This is a genomic window from Rhizobium altiplani (genome assembly GCF_001542405.1).
Classification (GTDB): Bacteria; Pseudomonadota; Alphaproteobacteria; order Rhizobiales; family Rhizobiaceae; genus Rhizobium; species Rhizobium altiplani.
Map to the genome: position 1 here is coordinate 24011 of NZ_LNCD01000059.1, position 20198 is coordinate 44208.

At 58.2% G+C, this 20198-nt stretch carries 16 protein-coding genes and 5 pseudogenes; 9 read left to right on the plus strand and 12 right to left on the minus strand.

Annotated features, from left to right (window positions below; all coding sequences use genetic code 11):
* Positions 1-613 precede the first annotated feature (613 nt).
* A complete protein-coding gene (locus AS026_RS12745; RefSeq protein ID WP_028748646.1) occupies positions 614-1591 on the minus strand; it encodes a LysR family transcriptional regulator in 978 nt (325 codons plus the stop codon).
* A 942-nt stretch (positions 1592-2533) separates the two neighbouring features.
* Between AS026_RS12745 and AS026_RS12750 the strand changes: the two genes are divergently transcribed.
* Positions 2534-3643 carry a flavin monoamine oxidase family protein gene (locus AS026_RS12750; RefSeq protein ID WP_062369808.1) on the plus strand — a complete coding sequence of 370 codons (1110 nt, stop codon included), beginning with the start codon at positions 2534-2536 and terminating at the stop codon, positions 3641-3643.
* Between the two features lie 467 nt (positions 3644-4110).
* On the opposite strand, the gene AS026_RS12755 is transcribed toward AS026_RS12750, so the two are convergent.
* The 9 genes from AS026_RS12755 to AS026_RS12795 form a co-directional block, all read right to left on the minus strand.
* The gene (locus AS026_RS12755) at positions 4111-5010 is read right to left on the minus strand and encodes a LysR family transcriptional regulator (RefSeq protein ID WP_040679154.1); all 900 of its coding nucleotides are present in this window, start codon (positions 5008-5010) and stop codon (positions 4111-4113) included.
* A gap of 203 nt (positions 5011-5213) precedes the next feature.
* Positions 5214-6341, minus strand: coding sequence for an acetylornithine deacetylase (gene argE, locus AS026_RS12760; RefSeq protein ID WP_028748649.1), 1128 nt, complete (start codon positions 6339-6341; stop codon positions 5214-5216).
* Between the two features lie 22 nt (positions 6342-6363).
* Positions 6364-7827 (minus strand): aldehyde dehydrogenase family protein, encoded by a 1464-nt coding sequence (locus tag AS026_RS12765; RefSeq protein ID WP_028748650.1) that lies wholly within the window; start codon positions 7825-7827, stop codon positions 6364-6366.
* A 99-nt stretch (positions 7828-7926) separates the two neighbouring features.
* Positions 7927-9024, minus strand: coding sequence for a sodium:solute symporter family protein (locus AS026_RS12770; RefSeq protein WP_028748651.1), 1098 nt, complete (start codon positions 9022-9024; stop codon positions 7927-7929).
* A complete protein-coding gene (locus AS026_RS12775) occupies positions 9021-9233 on the minus strand; it encodes a DUF3311 domain-containing protein (RefSeq protein WP_007539349.1) in 213 nt (70 codons plus the stop codon). Before AS026_RS12775 ends, AS026_RS12770 begins: the two co-directional genes overlap by 4 nt.
* 112 nt (positions 9234-9345) lie before the next feature.
* Positions 9346-10608 (minus strand): MFS transporter, encoded by a 1263-nt coding sequence (locus tag AS026_RS12780; RefSeq protein WP_037075938.1) that lies wholly within the window; start codon positions 10606-10608, stop codon positions 9346-9348.
* A gap of 4 nt (positions 10609-10612) precedes the next feature.
* Positions 10613-11125 carry a flavin reductase gene (locus AS026_RS12785; protein WP_007539353.1) on the minus strand — a complete coding sequence of 171 codons (513 nt, stop codon included), beginning with the start codon at positions 11123-11125 and terminating at the stop codon, positions 10613-10615.
* A gap of 27 nt (positions 11126-11152) precedes the next feature.
* On the minus strand, positions 11153-12523 hold the full coding sequence (locus tag AS026_RS12790) for an LLM class flavin-dependent oxidoreductase (RefSeq protein WP_007539355.1): 1371 nt from the start codon (positions 12521-12523) through the stop codon (positions 11153-11155).
* Positions 12524-12819: 296 nt separating this feature from the next.
* A complete protein-coding gene (locus AS026_RS12795; RefSeq protein WP_037075939.1) occupies positions 12820-13380 on the minus strand; it encodes a helix-turn-helix domain-containing protein in 561 nt (186 codons plus the stop codon).
* Between the two features lie 163 nt (positions 13381-13543).
* Between AS026_RS12795 and AS026_RS12800 the strand changes: the two genes are divergently transcribed.
* The 3 genes and pseudogenes from AS026_RS12800 to AS026_RS43330 all read left to right on the plus strand — a co-directional run.
* Positions 13544-14044 carry a GNAT family N-acetyltransferase gene (locus AS026_RS12800; protein ID WP_028748654.1) on the plus strand — a complete coding sequence of 167 codons (501 nt, stop codon included), beginning with the start codon at positions 13544-13546 and terminating at the stop codon, positions 14042-14044.
* A gap of 298 nt (positions 14045-14342) precedes the next feature.
* Positions 14343-14665 (plus strand): annotated as a pseudogene (locus tag AS026_RS39840) (DDE-type integrase/transposase/recombinase); the annotation flags it as partial.
* Between the two features lie 65 nt (positions 14666-14730).
* Positions 14731-14980, plus strand: a pseudogene (locus tag AS026_RS43330) (IS21 family transposase); the annotation flags it as partial.
* A gap of 94 nt (positions 14981-15074) precedes the next feature.
* Here AS026_RS43330 and AS026_RS12805 read toward each other — a convergent pair.
* Entirely contained in the window at positions 15075-15983 is a 909-nt protein-coding gene (locus AS026_RS12805) for a LysR substrate-binding domain-containing protein (protein WP_028748656.1), read from the minus strand.
* Positions 15984-16086: 103 nt separating this feature from the next.
* Here AS026_RS12805 and AS026_RS12810 point away from each other — a divergent pair, with 103 nt between their 5' ends.
* From AS026_RS12810 to AS026_RS12820, 4 genes and pseudogenes are all read left to right on the plus strand, one after another.
* Positions 16087-16830, plus strand: coding sequence for a glucose 1-dehydrogenase (locus AS026_RS12810; protein ID WP_037075944.1), 744 nt, complete (start codon positions 16087-16089; stop codon positions 16828-16830).
* Between the two features lies 1 nt (position 16831).
* Positions 16832-17492, plus strand: a pseudogene (locus tag AS026_RS39850) (cupin domain-containing protein).
* Complete coding sequence (locus tag AS026_RS12815) at positions 17489-18595, plus strand: flavin monoamine oxidase family protein (RefSeq protein ID WP_028748657.1); 1107 nt, start codon at positions 17489-17491, stop codon at positions 18593-18595. Before AS026_RS39850 ends, AS026_RS12815 begins: the two are co-directional and overlap by 4 nt.
* 135 nt (positions 18596-18730) lie before the next feature.
* Positions 18731-19294, plus strand: a pseudogene (locus AS026_RS12820) (Ku protein).
* A 164-nt stretch (positions 19295-19458) separates the two neighbouring features.
* On the opposite strand, the pseudogene AS026_RS43335 reads toward AS026_RS12820, so the two are convergent.
* Positions 19459-19638: pseudogene (locus AS026_RS43335) on the minus strand (ectoine/hydroxyectoine ABC transporter ATP-binding protein EhuA); the annotation flags it as partial.
* 63 nt (positions 19639-19701) lie between these two features.
* Between AS026_RS43335 and AS026_RS12830 the strand changes: the two are divergent.
* On the plus strand, positions 19702-20198 hold a 497-nt coding region (locus tag AS026_RS12830; RefSeq protein ID WP_131815316.1), incomplete at its 3' end, for an IS630 family transposase.

Consider the following 20198-nt stretch of genomic DNA (forward strand, 5'->3'; position numbering starts at 1 on the left):
GCCAAAGTTGCTGACCAGGGAGTGATCTTCAGTGCCGAAAACTGGCCGGTCTTTGATCGGAACGGTGGCCGGCTTCAAATCGGAATGGCGGCCGGTCTTTGATCGGAATGCCGGCCGGCTTCACGTCGCAATCTGGAGGGTTATGTGAGGTCGCATATACAATGCGGAAAATGCTCGATATGAAACGCAGTCTTGCGTTCGAATGGCTGGGGAAATCAAGCCGGTTCTTTCGGAGATGGATTAGTTCGATTCTGGATATGATATCCCGCTCTGCCACCCCGCATCCTGGAATTCGCTGTCCGGCTTGATCTTTCCAGGCCGCGGCATCCGGAACCTGCCGGGTCTATCGAAGAAATGGTTTCCTTGGTTGCCGATCGCCTCCATATACTCTGGCGTGTCCTTGCGGATTAAACGGGATCAGATGATTACAGATCACGCGAACTCACCGGAATGTCAGAGCACTGCGATCTCGACAGATGTCCCATTCATGATCGTGGTGGCCGCAAGGCTGGGCGGGGAGCGGACAAGCGCACCCGCGGCATTGGGGCTGCTCCACCGGCAACGGTGCCATACCAACATTTTTGCAGTTCAGTCGCCCGACGAAGTTTTCAGATCAGAGATGAGCTGGACAACATTCGTGCTGGTCCTGGTTGATGAGGGGCTCGGCAGCTACAAGCGGTGATGTCATACGGGCCGCTTCCTGGAATAGCATGTCGCGCATCCAGACGCTTGCCGGATCACTATTGTGAAGCGCATGCCATTGCACGGCCTCGGTGAAGGGAAGATGTTGTGGCAGCGGAAGGTCGACAATTCGAAGGGGTATTGTTTTTGCTAAATGCTGCGCCAGCCGTAAGGGCATGGTTCCTATACGGTCAGTGTTGGACAGCACGGGCGCAATCATGCTGAAGCCGTGTACCACGACGTCGATGCGTCTCTTGCGACCGTGCTCGCGCAAATACCATTCCTCGAGGCCTGGCCTCCGAAAACTTCCGAACTTAGCGACAACGTGCCCCATCGACATGTATCTCTCGAATGTAAGTGGCTCTGCCAGCTGCTTGTTCGAGCGACAGCCTACGCACACGTGTAAATCGTCGAAAAGCCTCGCATGAGGATGGGCATTCGACATGAATATTTCCGGCAATATGAGAAGATCGACGTCGCCGCGCTGGAGAAGATCTTCATTGTGGTCGGCGGGAGGGAAAAATTCGAAGCTGACGCCGGGAGCTTGCCGCGCCACACGCTCCACAACTTTTTCAAAAAATACAAGAGTGACGTAATCGGAAAGCGCGATTTTGAAGCGACGATCCGATTGGGCCGGATCAAACGGCTGCCAGGAAATAATAGAGAGCTGAACTTGCAGCAGAGCCTCGCGCACCGCAGGTGCAATACCTTCCGCCCGCGCCGTCGGGATAAATTCGCGGCCCGTCATCGTAAACAGCTCATCTTGGAAATAGGCGCGCAACCGGGCGACAGCCGCGCTCATGGCCGGCTGACTGAGATTGATGCTGTGCGCCGCCGCCGTGAGCTTACGCTCAGTCATCAAAGCGTCGAACACGACTAGGAGATTTAGATCAAGTCCCTTAAACCGCATGTCTCTCTATCTATCCATAGCGTGGATCTATGCTCCCCAAACCCAACAGCATTCTTCATTAGTAATACAAATTGACATTTTCACAGCGCAGAGACCAAGTATGGAGATTTTCATTCGCGAAATGCACATTGAATGCGAATTTGAACATGGCACTGTCGGCTTGCGCTCGCGCGGGGGTCGGACAACGCGAGCGACCCATCCACCATGCGTCGCGCCGATTCAGCATATACCCGGAGTTCGTTAGCGGCGCGCAGTCCGCGTATGGTGATTTCGGAACGGTTTGCAACCAGGATCTTGGAATTCGTCACGTTCAGGTCACTGGAAGTGCTTTGACCCAAAGCAGGTACGAACCAGATAGCGCTTGCCGAAGAAACCGGCATACACGTTGATGACATCTCGAACTGGCATGGTAAGGGGAATGGTGATTTTTATAGGATTTGCGATGCTGCTGCTGCCGTGGTTGCGATTGCAGCGATATTCTTTAGGCAGTGTTCAGCGCAACTCGACGACGGACGGGAACACGTGTCGGTCGAGCAGTGGCCGCCAAGGTCAACGATCGTGGTTGAAAATCAACGAAACCTCGAATTTCTGGTACTGGCCGACAGGCTGAGGTTCCAAGGCGAAAAGCTTGAACGGCACTGCTGGGACGCCTGCCCACCGGCAGGCCACTCGAGGCCACGACGGCCGCAGACGTTTTGCGGATGACTGAGATGGTGGTGCGAGGTCACAAACACGAGGTGCATGAGCCTCCGTGTTATGAACAGAATTTATCGATCCATGAAGCAAGGAAATTTTTGATCCGACATTCCTCGTGCTATGTGCGCGGGATCACAAATTTGTCCCACCAGCCCGCCGACCGTCATCCCCGCTTGAAGACCGTCACGGGCGCGCCCGCTTCTGACAGGCCAACGCTGTCGGGAGCCAGCTTCCCGGAGAGAGATAATGAGGAACACCAAGGTAGCTATTATCGGCGGAGGCTTTGCAGGACTGCACACCGCGCGACTGCTGCATGCGGCCGAGATCGAATTCCTGCTCATCGAGGCAAGAGCCACCCTCGGCGGCCGGATCGAGACCGTGAACGAGACAGGCCAGCCGGACGCAGACGGCTTCGACCTTGGACCGTCCTGGATCTGGCCTCGAATGCAGCCTGCGATCGCCGCGCTCGTTGCCGAACTCGATCTGCTCACGTTTGCGCAAAACAGCGATGGCGACGTTGTCTTCGAGCGGATGTCGCGGGAATCGGCAAAGCGCTATCCCGGACTGAATCAGGAGCCCGAAGCACTGAGGTTCATCGGAGGATCCGCTTCATTGGTTCGTGCGCTGGCGCAAGGCTTGCCTGAGGCGGCGCTGTGGTGCGGTGCGCAAGTCACCGCGATGCGTCTCAACGAAACCGGTGTCGAGCTGTCTTTGAGATTTGCCGACGGACGTATAGAGCTGATTCAGGCGTCACAGGTGATTGCGGCGCTTCCGCCGCGTATTCTGGAGGCGACCGTCCAGTTCGAGCCGGCCCAGGAGAAAGGCACGATCGAACTGTGGAGGCAAACGCCGACCTGGATGGCGCCACACGCCAAATTTTTCGCTATCTACGATCGTCCCTTCTGGCGCGAGGCAGGATTCTCCGGGACGGCGCAAAGCATGGTTGGACCTTTGACGGAGATCCATGATGCGACCACGTACTCGGGCAAGGCAGCCCTGTTCGGCTTCGTCGGGATGGGAGCCGAACAACGTGCAGCAATCGGCGCGGTCGCGCTGAAGGAGGCCTCGATCCGCCAGTTCACGCGCATCTTCGGGCCGCAAGCTGCCCATCCACGAGCGACCCTCTACAAGGACTGGGCTGCCGACCCGCTGACTGCGACATCCGCCGACTGGTTTTCCGCCGGCCACCCGAATGGCCCTGGAGGGGGCTGGATCGCTAGCCCGTGGAAAGAGCGGCTGGTCCTAGCCGGGAGCGAGACGAGCCGAGGTGAGGCCGGCTACCTTGCCGGCGCCGTACAAGCATCTTCCCAAGCTGCCCGAGACGTCATCTCGAAACTCGTTGTCGAGCAAAGCTGAAGGATAGAGGTGGTTCGGTTTGCCTGAACAGTTCCAGGCTTTCCGCGACACAACCGCCGGGTCACAACATCAGAAGACCACCACACGAAACCTCTGGGTTCGGACTGCGGCACAGTCGCTAAGCTCGACAGAGCGATCGCCCGGGTTATGGTCGGTGGCTTGGTTGCTGCTGTGATCGCCCGCAGTTGGTCATCTGGACCCTCGAAGCAGTTCCAGGTCACCATTTTGGGGGCAGCTTCCTCAGTCAGGCCGCACTTGCGATGCTTGCTATTCCGATCCCGTTTGCTTCCCTACGTCGGAGGCGAGACATCACAATGCGATGCCGCACGGAAGGAAAGACGCGAGACATGGCCGCCTACATGCACAAGCTCGAATAACCTCTTGCAAATATCGTGGCTCTGAACATCTCCTCGACGGTGATTGACGAGAGGGAATCAAGGCGGCGCTGGGAAATTCGCTTTCCGCGATCACGGCGAAGGCGAGCGCCCCCTCTCGCGGGCAAGCGCTAGAAAACCGTCGATGTATGATATGGTCTCCTCACCGCGCCGTACACCCAGATTGATGTTTTTCCGTATACCGGTATCGCCCACGCGTAGTGCGCGTATCGGCATTCCAACGGCGTCTTCCTGCAGCAGCCAATCCGGTAGGACCGTAACACCCCTTTTCGCACAGACGAGTTGCAGCATCAGGTCGATGGTTTCGGCCGTGCGGTGCTGACGCGGTCGGCAATGGGCGGGAACAAGGAATTTGGTGTATATGTCCAGCCGCTCCAATGTGACCGGAACCGTGATCAGTTCCTCGTCGAGAAGATCCTGTGGCTGCACGCATTTCCGGTTGGCAAGAGGATGGGTCGCATGCACCATCAGCACCAACTCATATTCGAAAACCGGCGTAAAGAGCAGGTCCGGCGCGTCCACGGGATCCGGTGTGATCAGAAGATCGATTTCGTACGCAAGGAGTGCCTCGACACCGTCGAACCGGAAAGCCGTACGCACGTCGAAATCGACATCGGGCCACTTGTCGAGATAAGACGTCGCAATCTTGGTCAGCCACCGCTGGCAGGGATGACATTCCATGCCAACACGAAGGGCTCCTCTCCTTCCCATAGCAAAATCGGTCAGGACCCGCTCGGCATGTTCCATTTGGGGCAGGACGCGTTCGGCCACAGAAAGCAGATACTCACCTGTCTGCGTCAACCGCAGCCCGCGGCCTGATTTCATCCATATCTTGATGCGGTGCCGTTCCTCGAACTTTGCGATCGTATGGCTCAAGGCGGATTGAGTGACGTTCAGCTTTTCGGCGGCCGCGGTAACGCTGCCTCGACGGCTGACTTCTCTCAGAATTGCAAGATGCTGACGATCAAGCATTATGATGCCATTTATGAACCGAAGGATCAATGACATTTCTGATCATAATGCATTGCTGCTAACCTCGTCGTCAACCAAGCTCTGCCCAAGCCTCGCGATGGACGAAGGGATACTCCAGTGATCTTTTTCGATGCGGTCGTTCGTGGCTTCCATGGCTACGATCAATCCTTCTTTTGAAAATGTGTGAGTACGTCGCTCGCTGATCACGCAGCCAGGTCGGAAGCGACCCGGTCGAGCACAGAGCAGCACTCATTGAGCTCCGACAGGCGAATGTATTCATCGACCTTGTGCGCTCGGTCGACGTTACCGGGACCGCAGATGATTGAGGGAATACCGGTTTTCGCAAAAAGCCCGGCTTCGGTCCCGTAGCTCACCGCGCGGATGGGGTTCCGGCCAGTTGCCCTCGTCATCAATGTGGCCAAATCGGAATCTTCCGGGAGTTCCATTCCTGGATATTCGGACAAGCGATCAGCTTTGACTTTGAGTCCAACCTTTTCAAGCTCGGGAAAGGCCTTGAAAATCGGTTCAAGCAGTGAGTAGGGCTCCGCGCCGGGAATGGCTCTAACCTCGACATCAAAGCTTGCGAACTGCGGTATGACGTTAAGTGACAGACCTCCTTCGATCACACCGACCTGAAGGGTCGAGTATGACGGCAAAAAGAGTTCATTCTGCTGCCCGTGCTTCAGCAGATCCGACTGAGCCACCGCCTTGGCCAATAAGGTGGACAGTCCGTGAATGGCATTGAGCCCGCGATCGGGTCTCGACGAATGACCGGCTGTTCCTTCGACTGTGAATTTGACGGCGGCCTTCCCCTTGTGCGCAAGAATCGGGATCATCTGGCTTGGCTCTCCGACAATGCAGCTCGCCGGCAAGGCGCAGATCGACGGAATTGCCTCGATCATATGGGGAACGCCTCGACATCCTGCCTCTTCGTCGTAGGAAAATGCAAAGTGAAGGGGGCGACGGAGTTTTTCCGCATTGACTCCAGCTGCGACGGCCATGGCAGCGGCAAGAAACCCTTTCATATCGCTGGTGCCGCGGCCGTAAAGGCGATCGCCCCCTTGTCGAAGCGCGAACGCCGGCGATGTCCAAGGCTGACCCTCTATGGGCACGACATCCGTATGACCCGAGAGAATGATGCCGGCTCGATCACGCGGTCCCATGCTCACGAACAGATTTGAACGATTTCCTTCCGGACCGGGCAGCTCGCTCACATGCGCGCCGAGCGCAGCGAAATAGTCCCTGATGTAAGAGACGATCGGCGCGTTCGCCGAGCCCACGACGGATGGAAAACCTATCAACTTTTCAAGAATTTCACGAGCGTTTGCCATAATGCGTACCTCCGGCGCCAATTCAGATTTCGATCAAAACGCTCTTTAGCCGACGGTTGGATTTGTAGGCTTCCTTGCCAAGGTCCTTGCCGATACCGGATGCCTTGTAACCACCGGTCGGGAGGATGTGGTCGCGCGAGCGCCCGTAACGATTGACCCAAACTGTCCCTGCCTCAACGCGTTTGACCGCCCGCATTGCCTGCGACAGATCCTTCGAGAACACGCCGGCGGCAAGACCGTAGGTTGGATGATCACTCAATTCGAAGGCTTCTTCTTCGTCACCGAACGTTTGAACGGTGATGACCGGGCCAAATATTTCCTCGACCAGCGCGGGAGAATCCTTCTCTACGCCGCTAAGAATCGTGGGCTCATAGAAATATCCATCACGATCCATGCGTTTCCCGCCTATGATTGCCTCGGCTCCTTCAGAGACTGCCGCATCGACGATGGTCTCAATGCGCGCGATTTGGTGCGCGGAAATGACGGGGGAATAGTTGCTTGTAGCATCCCAAGTTGGGCCCGCATGGTAGGACGTCATCGCTGCCGCCAGAAGCCCCATGAACTCGCCTGAGACACGCTGATCGATAATCAGCCTTGTGCCGGCAACGCATGTTTGCCCGGCATTCAGCATGATGCTTCCGGCGATGCACCGGGCGGCCACCTTGAGGTCGGCGGAAGGAAAGACGATCTGAGGACTCTTCCCCCCGAGCTCCAGCGTCATAGGTTTGATCTGGGTCGACGCGATTTTTTTCATGATCGCACCTCCAGCAAGAGTGGAGCCGGTGAAACTGACCTTGGCGATATCGGAATGCGCAATGAGGCTCGCGCCCGTCGTCATTCCGTCACCCAAGACGACGTTTACGATGCCAGCTGGTATTCCTGCTTTGATGGCAAGCTGCGCGATGTAGATCGTGGAGAACGGTGTCAACTCGGAGGGCTTAAGAACAATGGCGTTACCGGCCGCCAAAGCAGGCGCCATTTTCCAACCCGCCATAGAGACTGGCACGTTCCAAGGCGTGATTGCCCCGACGACACCGTAGGGTTCACTGAGGATCATGCCGAGATGGTTGCCATCTGTCGGAACCACATCGCCGCCTTCCTTGTCGGCCATCTCAGCGAAGAAACGAATTTGTTCGGCGGTCACGGCAACATCGATCGAAACGGACTGCGCGATCGGCCGTGAAGAAGAAATCGACTCCAACTGGCCGATCTTTTCGCCTTCGGCAACGATGAAATCTGCCCAACGGTGCATGACTTCGGTGCGTTCGCGGGGCCGGCGCATTCCCCACCCACTCGTCTTGAGAGCGGCTTTGGCGGTCGAAACAGCCTGATCGACGATCTCGGGACCTCCCAATGGGCAGGAAGCGTAGTTGATACCATCTGAGGGGCGTTGCAGCTCGATTCCCGAACTGTCGATAATCAGCCGGTCACCGATCCAGTGGCCAATCGGCATTTCGACGAGTTCTGGTTTGAATGAACTGGCCATGGGTTATCAACCTTTTCTGCAAAGTTTTTCGGCCACCACCTGAGGCAGCGACGTTGGGGCCTGTATGGGCGGGGAGCAATGCCCTCCCCGCCCGATTGATCAAGCTTCACGGACCTGTTGTGCGCCGGCGCTTTCGGGTTTGCGGGTCACGAGCGTAACAAACACGAGAGTGATTACGTTGAGCGCCAAAGCCACGATACCGACGTTCAGATCCTGCAATGGCGACGGCAGGAAAGGGAACAGGGCGCCAACAGTGCTTTTGGTAAGCGAAACCCAGGCCACAGTTGCTTCGCCGACAACGATCCTGACGATGGCAGCGGAGCGGGTAACGGGGTTATTCTTCCTTAGGCTCATCAAAAGGACCGGGAAGAGCTGTGTTACGAATGCATAGGCCATGAGGAGCAGCGAGACGATTGTGTCGCCACCGCCAAATGTGGCGGTAAACGTATGCGGCCACATATAAAAGCCCAACGTCGAAAGCAGCACCGTCGAGGCATACCAGGTGGTGCTTTGGCCAGTCGGTGCCAAGGCCAAGAAACCGGGCTTTGCCTGGTTTAAAGCTTCGAACATCGGTCCGATGCCACCGTAGTAATGATAAGGCAGATAAAGGCCGAGAAACACCGCAACGAACATCACCAGAATGTCCTTGACGACAGCAGTCCATGCCGACCCGTGGATGCCAGACACGAAAACGTAGAGCGCCACGATTATAGCGCCGACCCAGATTCCCTGGGTGGACGAGATCGATGAGTATGATGCAACGTTGATAATAATGCCCAAGCCCTTGAGTTGAAGGACAAGATACGGAATGAGCGCCACGACTCCGACCACCGCGACAACATCGCCAAGTGTTTGACTTTCATGCTCAAAAAAATCCGGCTGCGACAAAAGCCCCTTCTCCTTGGCGTAGCGCCAGACCGGCGGCAGAAGCCAATAGGAGAGAATGAAGCAAAGGCTTCCATAGCCAAGTAGGTAAAACGCTGCCGCTCCTTTGCCGTACGCAAACCCGCTGCCGCCGAGAAAGACGAACGTCGTGAAGATTTCGCCCGCCATCAGAAGGAAAACAATGAGCGTACCAAAGCCGCGCCCGCCGACGGACCATTGCTCGAGGCTCATGTCCTTGCCGCGCCTTGCGCGAAGTCCAAGCCCAAGTGCAACGACCAGGATTCCGAAGATGAAAAAGTGTGCGCTGTTCACTTGCTGGCTCCTTCCAAATCATCGGAGCCATGTGCGCCGCTCGCTTTGTCAACGACATAGATGCAAGCCATTGCGACCGAGGTCAGCACAAGCATGAGGGACAGCCATGCCAGAACGAATGGCATGCCCAAAAGGAACGGTTCGACCCGGTTCAGGAAGAATGGCGCAACGAGGACCGGGATCAAGGCCAGTATGTGTATAGGTCGCATGGTTCCATCCTCTTGTTAAGCGACACAGAAAATTGCTCCGCTCTTGCGGCGGATTTCTTCACCCCGCCTTTTCGGCCCGTTTGCCGAATGGCGAGTTCATGTCAGTTGATTGCTAGCGTTTGCCGCCAGCGATGCGCTTTGCATCCGGATCAGAACGCAGGCGCCACATGGCGACGCAGCCGATGATCGGGCCGACCGCCAGCATCATGAATGCGCCCGACCAGCCCAAGATTTCCTGAACGATAGGCACGATTTGAATGCTAGCCATGGTGAGCAAAAATCCAGCGCATGTCTGAGCAGTCAGCAAGGTTCCGACGGAGCTCGGCTCGGCAAGTTCTGCAATAGTTGCAGAGAATTGCGCAGAGTCGGCAATGACGCTAATGCCCCATAGGACAACAAGAGGAGCCAGAATGACCAGCGGTGCATGGTAGAGCCATCCAACGGTTGCCGCACACGTACCGCTCACCGCCATTGCGGCTATCGTCACAAAAGTCCGACCAATGCGGTCCGCTAGGAGGCCACCTAGCCACGAGCCGACCGCTCCCGACGCGATCGCTACGAACGTCAACCAGGCGGCCATTGTATTCGAGTTGGCGAATCCACGTTCGGCGAACGATTGATGTAGAAACACTGTAAGCCATGCCCACATGGCGTAGAGTTCCCACATGTGACCCAAATAACCGAGATTGGCCTTGCGGATTGACGGCCGGCGCCAGCTCTGGGCGATTTTGGAAAAGTCGACCGCCGTTGCTCGGCGGATATTCCGACCCAAACGCACGAAGCAGATGAGGACGGCTGCAAGTAAAGCGGACCCTGACGCGACGAGATAGATGTTTTTCCAGTTCACCTCGACTGTCGCGGCCAGCAAATGCGGGCTCGCCGAGCCAAGGGTGAGCGCACCAACGAGAAGCCCGATCAAAAGACCAAGATCTTTGTTAGCCCAGGTTGCAGCCATGCGCATGCCGACCGGATAGACGCCGGCCATACAAAGACCTGTCAAGAACCGGAGGAAGACGACCGGCAGACCAGTTGGCGCGCTAAAGACGAGGCAGAGAGTTGCCAAACCTGCGATTGCCGCGCAACCCGAGAAAAGCCGCCGAGGATCGTACCGATCAGGGAGCGAGAAAAGGGCCGAGACAATAGTTCCCGCAACGAATCCGATCTGGACTGTTGTCGTCAGGAACGCCTCTTCCGTTGACGTTATTGACTGATGTTGCTTGATGCTTGCGATCGCCGCGCTGGATGAAAACCACACGCTCATTGCTGAGACCTGTGCGGCAAGGATCAGGGCCAAGGCACCCCATTTGTCCTTGCTCGCAGGTTTTCCGGACGGGATGGCAAGAGATCGTGGACTGACGTTAACGCGCCTGCCCATCGTTCTAAGTCCTGGCCTCGGCTGGACCGCCCATATTCACACCGACTCGGTGAAAATCCCGACCGAAATATATCAAGCCGTCAGAACCCGGCTGATTTTGGACTGCTTTCACCCGGCAGTAAAAAACTGTGTGCGTGCCAACTTCCGAGACGGAATCGACCTGGCAATCGATGGCACACACGGCTCCGTTAAGAACGGGTGCGCCGGTTTCGAGAACGCTCCACTTGGCGCAAGCAAGACGTTCGGTGACAGACAGGCCTTTGGTGGCAAATTGCATTGCGACATGGCGCTGGTCGGCCGACAGAACATTGACGCAAATATTGCCATTCTTTCGAATGATTTCGTTGTTTGCACTCGCTCGGTTGATGCAGACGAGCAAGGTAGGAGGCTCGTCCGTCACGGAGCAGACAGCGGAGACTGTGCAGCCAGCAGTGCCTGCCGCACCGTCAGACGTAATGATATTCACCGCGGCAGCGAGACCGGCCATCGCATCGCGATATTGGGATTTGTCGATCATCTGAAATCCTCCTCCTAATGAGAGCGACTATTCTGCAGCAGTCCCACCGCGATATTGCGCGGCGGAATGAGTGGCTGGCAGGCGGGCGTGGCCGAACAGCTTTTCGCGATACGTGCCCTCCGCGTAAGACGTCTTGTAAACGCCCTTCTCCTGCAGAAGCGGGATCAGGTGGGTGATTACGTCGTCGATGCTCTCCGGTGTAACCGTCCGGGACAGGTTGAACCCGGCGATCCCGGCTTCCTCGCTCCACCCGATGAGCGTCTCGGCGATCTCTTCTGCGGATCCGACCCAAGGCTGCTGCCTGCTACCGAGCACCATCTGCTCCAACAGCCTGCGCCGGGTCCATTTCGGGCCAGCAGCCTTGTTCATGATCTCGACGTTGGAAACGATCGCCTGGCTCTTGCCTGTTTCGATCGGCTCGTCGAGATCGTACTTCGCAAAGTCGATGCCGAGCGAGGCGGCCGCATGTACAAGCGCGGCCTCCGAGCTCACATATCGACGGTATTCCTCGAATTTCTCCTGCGCCTCTGCGCCCGTCTTACCGATGATCAGGGTCGCTCCAAGGAAGACCTTTACGTCATCTGTGGAACGTCCTTTTGCCTCCGCACGCGCTTTGATGTCAGAGGTGATGCCCCTGACATCTTCCTTCTTCTGGCCGTTCACGAAAACGCACTCGGCGTGAGTGGCAGCGAATTCGCGGCCGCGCGGCGACGACCCTGCCTGATAAAGAACCGGCGTGCGCTGTGGAGAGGGCGAGCAAAGATGCATCGCGTCAACTTTGTACTGCCGCCCTTCGTGATGGATAACGCGCACCTTGGCCGGATCGGTGAAAACGGCGTTCTGTTTGTCACCGACGACCGCGTCATCATCCCAGGAGCCCTCCCAAAGCTTGTAGACAAGCGACATATACTCGTCGGCCAGATCGTATCTGTCGTCATGAGCGACCTGTCCCTGCAGACCAATCGCACGAGCCGCACTGTCGAGATATCCCGTGACGATGTTCCAGCCGATACGACCGCCCGTCATGTGATCCAGGGTGGACATTCGCCGGGCAAAGAGGAACGGCTGCTCATAGATAAGATTGCAGGTGACGCCGAAACCGAGGTTCTTCGTAACCGCGGCCATTGCCGGGATGACGATTGTTGGATCATTGGCCGGAAGCTGAACAGCGCCGCGCACGGCGGCGTCCGCACTGCCGCCATAAACGTCATAGACCCCCACCACGTCGGCAAAGAAGATTCCGTCGAACAGGCCTTGTTCCAGCTTACGCGCACAATCGGTCCAATATTGTAGATCATTGACGCGATATGATTGATCACGAGGATGTGTCCACATTCCCTGCTGGATGTGGCCTGGGCAAAACATATCGAAGGCGTTGAGATGTATTTCGCGTAACATAGGCACTCCTTCTCTTATCGATATCGGTCGAATTGTCCATCTTAATGAAACATGTATGCCACTATGATGGACATTTGCGATATGTCAAGAGAGCTTTGAAAAGAAGGTTGGCTTGAAAGAGGGGCTTGGAAAAGCTGTGTCGTCGTGTCCCCAGTACGTGAAAAGCCCGAACGCTTCCGTCACTATATGATTACGCTCAGGGGATTTGAGACGACTCCATTCAGTAAAGAAAGGCGGAAGGCACGGCAGCCTTCCGCCTGATCCGAGCGGCATGCAACGGTAAGAACGAGATTATGTCAGGCTTCTCTGAGCACGATCACAGCGTAGCGGCACTCGTCTGCCGTCTCGTTCGCGAAAGTACAATCGTTCGGTGGCCCCACTTCAAGGCAATCACCTTCATCCATCTGGTGCGTCGTCTCGCCCTCGATGAACACAAGTTCTCCCTTCAAGACCCACACCAGATGCTTTCGATGTGCATAGGATGAAGCAGGAAACGAGGACCGCTTTCCCGGAGGCAGAACGACATCGATCACATCGATTGGAGTCGATGAACGGGGCGACACATGTGTTCGGATGTAGCCCGTAACGGGATCGACCCAGACGGGTTGCTGGCGCTTTCGCAAAAGCATCCCTTCCTGCATCTCGGCACGGACCATGAGTGTGGACATGCTGATCTCGAATGCTCCCGAAAGACGTGCCAGTAGCATTGCGGTCGGGCTTGCATCCCCGCGCTCGACCTTGTGGATCATTGCCCGAGACACGCCTGACCGCTTCGCCAATTCTGTCAACGACCAACCGCGGAGTTCGCGCTCAATCTTTATGCGAGCGCCCAGCCGCTCATCAATGTTATCCAACATAATAGACTTTCTTGCCTCGTGCGCCAGACTCGGGAGTGAGCAATTTCCGCGGAGGGACGCCGGTTTTCACTTGAATTTCAGGATACGATAGAATATCGGTGTGCTCCACATCTGTTTGGAAAACGCGGCGCAGCGTGAACATCATAGTGGACAGTTTCGAGATATGGAAAATTCAATTGTAATCCGTCCGGCGCTTGAGGCCGACCTCCCAGCCATTCTCGATATCTATAATGAAGCGGTGCAAAACACCACCGCGATATGGAACGAGACACTTGTTAATTTGCCAAACCGAAGGATGTGGCTCGCCGATCGAATGGCGAAGAAGCATCCTGTGCTCGTAGCGGACAGGAACGGCGATGTCTTAGGGTACGCGACCTACGGAATCTGGCGGACAATCGAAGGCTTCCGGCAGACGATGGAACATTCAGTATACGTGCGAAAGGGCTCGCAAGGCGGAGGCATTGGCTCAAGCCTCATGCGCGCACTTATCTCGGAAGCGCAAGCTCGCCAGATTCATGTTCTTGTCGCATGCATTGAGGCGGAGAATTCCGGTTCGATCAAACTGCACGAGAAATTGGGCTTTAAGACAGTCGGAAAATTCAGCGAGGTCGGCCAAAAGTTCGGGCGGTGGCTTGATCTCCTGTGCATGCAGCTTCGACTTTAGGACAGCGCCGCACCTCCGGTTACAGCCTGAGACTTTGTCGACCGCTTCGAGCTTACAAGCCCACGGATCAGTGACGCCGTAGCGGGCGTGAAGCTGATCCGGAATGCAAAAGCTCGCCACCGCGCATCCGACTCCGTGACCAAGCTCCAGGTCTCCTCCGATATCACCTAGCTCGGTGCTGTCACGTTGTACTTGGCTTAACGGTTGACGGATAGCCGGACGTGATGAGCGCGCCGACCATCATTCTATAAGAACCACCGTTTCCCACCGCAGATCCATCGCCCATGCGGTCTGGCGAGGTCTGGCGCCAAAGAGGATTATCACCGATAAACTGCGCTCATACGGAGCGGCAAAGCCAGGTGTGATGCTGGCCGTTGAACATAGATCACACAAGGGCCTCAACAATCGTGCAGAAAATTCCCATCTGCGGCTGCGAAAACTAGAACGAATAATGCAAGGCTTCCGATCCGTCGGCGGCTTGCAACGATTCGTCTCGGTGTTTTCAGCGCTCAGAAATCATTCCGTCCCGTCGCACCAGAGCACTCTGCTCTCGCCACCCACATTCATCGCATCCGCGCTATGGCGCAATGGAAAGCAGCCGCGACCGGCGCAGCAGCCTGAGTTGAACTGAAAGCGCTTCGTCCGACCTCAGTGAAACAAGGTGACAACGCCGTCACGCGCATTGACGCGGCTTCCGGGTCTTCGGCGGAGTGCCCGAGCGGGGGAATTTACGACAATATGCGCACTGCTAGTCAATATCCGGTTTTTGGCGATGACGAACCACTACGTCTTTACGCCCGAGTTTTGTAACCCCTCCGCCGGCTCGGAGAAGGGGCAAGTTGAGAAGAACGTCCAAGATGCCGGCCACGGCTTTGGCAACAGATACCGGTCTTCCCGAACTTGCTGTCTTTGAACGTCTGGCTGGAAGAGCATTGCTAAGACCTGTGGCGGGAACAGCGCATGGCACCTGGCCCCCCGGTCTGTTGTCGCCAGGCTCTGTCAATTGGAGTGGGGTCCCGCTTTTGGGGGATCAATGCGCGTGACTTTTCCAGAGCCAGTCGTGGAAGGTCGCGACCTCGTGGCGCCGCAGTGCCTTTGGGGCAGCTACGATGTAATAGGCCCATTTCACCGGCCAGCAAATTTCCGGTAACAGATGGACGAGGCGGCCGCTTTCCAGTTCCTGGGCGACCAGCGCCTTGCGCACCAGGGCGACGCCGCGCGCGGCGATCGCCGCTTGGATCACGGCGGCGGTGGAGTTGATCTTCAGGCCGCGCTCAGCCGGCACCTGGTTGGCGCCGGAACGGGAAAGCCAGTCGGCCCATGATGGGAAGTCGCCGCCCCGATGCGGCGTGCCGTCGTGGATCAGTGTCTGTTCGGCGATCCAGCCGGCGGTGACCTCGCGATCTTGAGGCAGCAGCCTGTTGTGGCAGACGGCGATGATCTCCTCGCCCATCAGGAAGGTCGATTTGACACCCTTCCATGTGCCGAGCCCGCAGCGAATGCCAATATCGGCTTCGCCTAAGGCAAGGTCACTGACCCGGTCGGAGACGTCGAGCCGGACGTCGATATTCGGGCAGTTCAAGGAGAAATCGTCGAGGCGCGCCAGCAGCCAGTTGCCAACCAGCGCCTGCGAGGCGGTGACGACGACGACGGCACGCGCCTTGCGGCCGCGCAGCTTGCGCAAGCCCGCCTCCAGCAGGTCGAGCCCTTGAGCGATATCCTCGAGTGCATCCGCGGCCTCGTCGACCGGCGTCAGACGCTCGGTGCCGGAGCGGCTGCGCTTAAACAGCGGATAGCCCACCCAATCCTCCAGCGAACGCACGAGCTGGCCGACGGCGGGCGGCGTCACGTCGAGCTCGCTTGCCGCGCCGACAAAGCTGCCGTGTCTTGCCGAGGCCTCCAGTGCCTGGAGCGATCGCAGTCTGGTCAGGTTTCTCATCGCGCCCACGCAAAGATTTTCTTTCTTTGCGGTATGGCCGGTTTTCCTCGTCAATGCAATCGCGGGCGCTAGAGTCTTCGCCAGACGAGAGGATTGACGAATGATGCTTGAGGGAAAGACGGCGCTGATCACCGGCGGTTCGAGCGGGATCGGCCTTGCCGCCGCGAAGGCGCTGCGCGCCAACGGCGCTCGCGTGGCGATCACCGGCCGCTCGCAGGAAAAACTCGATCTGGCCGCTGCCGAGATTGGCGGCGACGCACTGGCGATCCAGGCGGACGTGTCCTCGATCGACGATCTGGGCCGGGTCAAGAGCGTGCTTCAGGATGCGTTCGGATCGCTCGACATCCTGTTTGCCAATGCGGGCGTGGCACTCGGCACGCCGCTTGCGACGGCGGACGAGGCGACCTATCACAGGATTATGGACGTGAACGTGAAGGGCGTATTCTTCACCGTGCGGGCCGTCCTGCCGCTGATGCGCCCGGGCGGATCGATCGTGCTCAACACCTCCTGGCTGAATCAGGTGGGCACGCCCGGCCGGGCGATCCTCTCGGCCTCGAAGGCGGCGGTTCGCTCCTTTGCCCGAACCATGTCGGCCGAGCTCATCGACCGGAAGATCAGGGTGAACGCCGTCAGCCCCGGCTCGATCGAAACGCCGATCCACCGCGCCAGGGACCAGAGCGAGGAAGAGTTCCGCGCCTATGCGGAACGCGTCGGCGCGCAGGTGCCGCTCGGGCGCATGGGCAGACCGGAAGAGATCGCCGCCGCCGTGCTCTTCCTGGCAAGCGACGCTTCGAGCTATATGCTCGGCGCAGAGATCGTCGTCGATGGCGGCAGATCGGAGCTTTGACATGCTGCTGAACGAAGATCTTTCCCGACGCACGCTCGTCCATGCCGCGGCACTCGAGTGGATGCCAAGCCCCGCCAAGGGAGTCAACCGGCGCATGCTCTTCAGGATCGGGGAAGAGAAGGCGCGGGCCACCTCGATCGTCCGCTACGCCGCGGGCAGCCGTTTTGCCCATCACGCGCATCCGGGCGGCGAGGAATTTCTGGTTCTCGACGGGGTGTTCCAGGATGACGGCGGCGATTTTCCGATGGGCGCCTATGTCCGCAATCCGCCCGGCAGCGGCCACGCGCCGCAAAGCGAGGACGGCTGCACCATTCTGGTGAAGCTGTGGCAATTCAAGGCGGATGATCGCGAGCGGGTGGTGATCATGCCTGGCGAAGGCGAAGCGGGCAAATTGCGTGCCGGTGTCGCCTCATCGAAAATTCTCTTCGAGGGTGCGAGCGAGCGGGCTCGAGCTGCTGGTGCTCGACGGCGCTTTCAGCGGGGCGGGCGAGGCTTTGGGACGCTGGAGCTGGCTGCGGCTTCCAGCGGAACAACATCTGCATGCGAAAATCCGGCCGGAGGGTGCGCGGGTGTGGTACAAAGCTGCGCCGCTTCTGCACGCGGATGTCTGCGCCTTCGACAATCCTCAATCCCCCTCCCAATCCCCCGGAAGCAACATATGAAAACCTGCCAAATCGCCGTCGTCGGCGCCGGTCTCTCCGGCCTCTATGCCGCGCGTTCGCTGAACGCTGCCGGCCTTGACGTCATTGTCCTCGAAGCGCGCGACCGTCTTGGCGGCCGCATCCTGACGACGGGCGAGGATGGTCTCTCCAGCGAGGATGGCTTCGACCTCGGCCCCTCCTGGTACTGGCCGCAGATGCAGCCGGCAATGGCGACGCTCGTCGGCCAGCTCGGGCTTTCATTCTTCTGCCAGAACGGCGAGGGCGACGTGATTTTCGAGCGCATGTCGCGTGAGAGGCCGCAGCGCTACAGCCCGACATCTATGGAACAGCAATCGATGCGGCTTGCCGGTGGCACTGCCGCCCTGGTGCGGGCGCTCGCCGCCGATCTTCCCGCCGGCCGCATCCTGCGCGGTGCGAAGGTGACGGCGATGGTGCTTGCCGATGCCGGCATCGAACTGAGCGTGGAAACGGGCGAGGAGAGCGCGTCTCTGTTGCAGGCCGAGCATGTGATCGCCGCCCTGCCCCCGCGGCTTCTCGAAGCGACGGTGCGTTTTACGCCGGCGCAGGAGCCCAAGACCGCCGCACGCTGGCGCGACATGGCGACGTGGATGGCGTCGCATGCGAAATTCTTTGCGATCTACGACCAGCCCTTCTGGCGCACGGACGGCCTCTCCGGCACGGCACAGAGCATGGTCGGGCCGATGGTTGAAATCCACGACGCGACGACGGCATCCGGCAAGGCGGCGCTGTTCGGCTTTCTTGGCGTCGGAGCGGAGCAGCGTCGCGCAGCAACCGGCGAGCAGGCGTTGAAAGAGGCCTGCCTCACGCAGTTGGCGCGGCTCTTCGGCCCGCAGGCGCTCAAGCCCCTTGCCACCATTCTCAAGGATTGGGCCGCCGATCCGCTGACGGCGACCGCCGCCGACCGCACGGGCGGCGCCCATCCTGTGGCCGGAAGCAAGGAGTGGGTCTCAGGCCCGTGGAAAGATCGTCTATTCCTCGCCGGCAGCGAGACAAGCCCTTCCGAGCCTGGCTATCTCTCTGGCGCCGTCACTGCCGCCGAGGAGGCAGTAACCAAAATCCTGTCGGAAATCCATCGCCAATAAATCGGCGCATCGAAACGAGCCGCCGCCAATGCCAATGTGGGCAATGGCCGGGCCAAGGCCTCCCGTTCGCCAGCAGCAAAGATGGCCAAGACGGTAGGCGCGCCACAGCGCCGCGCCGGTCGACGGGAGGCGGCTATGGCTCTTCGCCCCTATTGGAAAGGCTATCTGAAGCTTTCGTTGGTCACCTGTCCCGTGCAGTTGATGCCGGCGACCTCGGAAAGCGAAAAGGTCCGTTTCCAGTCGGTGAGGAGGCGTTCTCCGTCATCCGCGACGCCATGGGCGCAGAGAATGGTTGGCATATCAAGGCTGGTGGTTTCGCGGCGGGAGCGCGCCGTCATGCTCGAGCCACGCGGCAAGGGTATCTTGCTCTGAACGCTGCGCTATGGTGACGAAGTGCGGGATGAGGAGAACTATTTTGCGGCAATCGATGACGAACAGCCGAAGCGGAGCTGATGGTCGCTCGTGCAACAATTGATCAAGAAACAGACCCAGCACCGGAGCCCGAAGATGGTCGCCGATCCGGTGCAGGAGACGCTGCTTGACATCATCAACACAAAGAAGAAGCAATTGAAGAAACCGTCGAAGGCCAAGCCGAAGGACCGGGCTGAAGCTTAGACGGGCAATGTCATCAACATCATGGATGCGTTGCGCAAGTCCATCGAGAACGAACGAGGTTCGGGGAAACAATCGACAAGATGAAGACAGGACGCAAAGCCTCGATGCCGCTGCTCGACGAATCCGGCTCGGCCCTTCAGTCGCGCCCGGTCGAAAGCGCGATCCCGCTCGATGGCGACCACTATCTTTGCGCGGATCAATGTGGCGAAGAGCATCAACCGGGTCGATACCGTTCCGACCCTCGACGGTCAGAGGATGCGGCTGAAGAAGGACTTCGCCCTCAGTGTTTGAGGTCTCGCTATCAGTTCATCAGGCGGCCCCTGTTCAACTATCACGCCACCGTCCATGAAAGTCACCATATCCGCAACTTCGCGGGCAAATCCGATTTCGTGAGTCACTACAACCATTGTCATGCCTTCTGACGCTAGTCACCTGGAACTAAAGTAAGCTTCATTTTGTTTGGCTTCTGTTAGAAGAGCAGGAGTTGATTGATGGTTGGCAGGCAAGCAGGCCTCGTCGTTCTGAGCGAGGCAGATAGAAATTTCCTGGAATCTCAGGTGCGCCGGCATAAAGCGCCGCGCTCCTCGTCGGATCGATGCCGGATGGTCTTGCTGTGTGCGCAGGGTCTGCAAAGTAAAGACGTTGCCGAGCGTCTTGGGCTCCACGAGCATACGGTTGGCAAGTGGCGCCGCCGGTTCATACAAGATGGCATTGAAGGGCTGACAGATGAATATCGTGCCGGTCGACCGCGAACTGTCTCTGATGCCCAGGTTGCTCAGGTCGTCGAGCGTACATTGAACACCACCCCCAAGGATGCCACGCACTGGTCCATCCGTTCGATGGCAGCCTCCAGTGGACTTTCGCATACCACCATCCGTCGGATCTGGACCGCCTTTGGCCTGCAGCCGCATCGTGCCGAGACATTCAAGCTTTCCTCTGATCCGCTCTTCGTCGATAAGGTGCAGGACATCGTCGGTCTTTACATGTC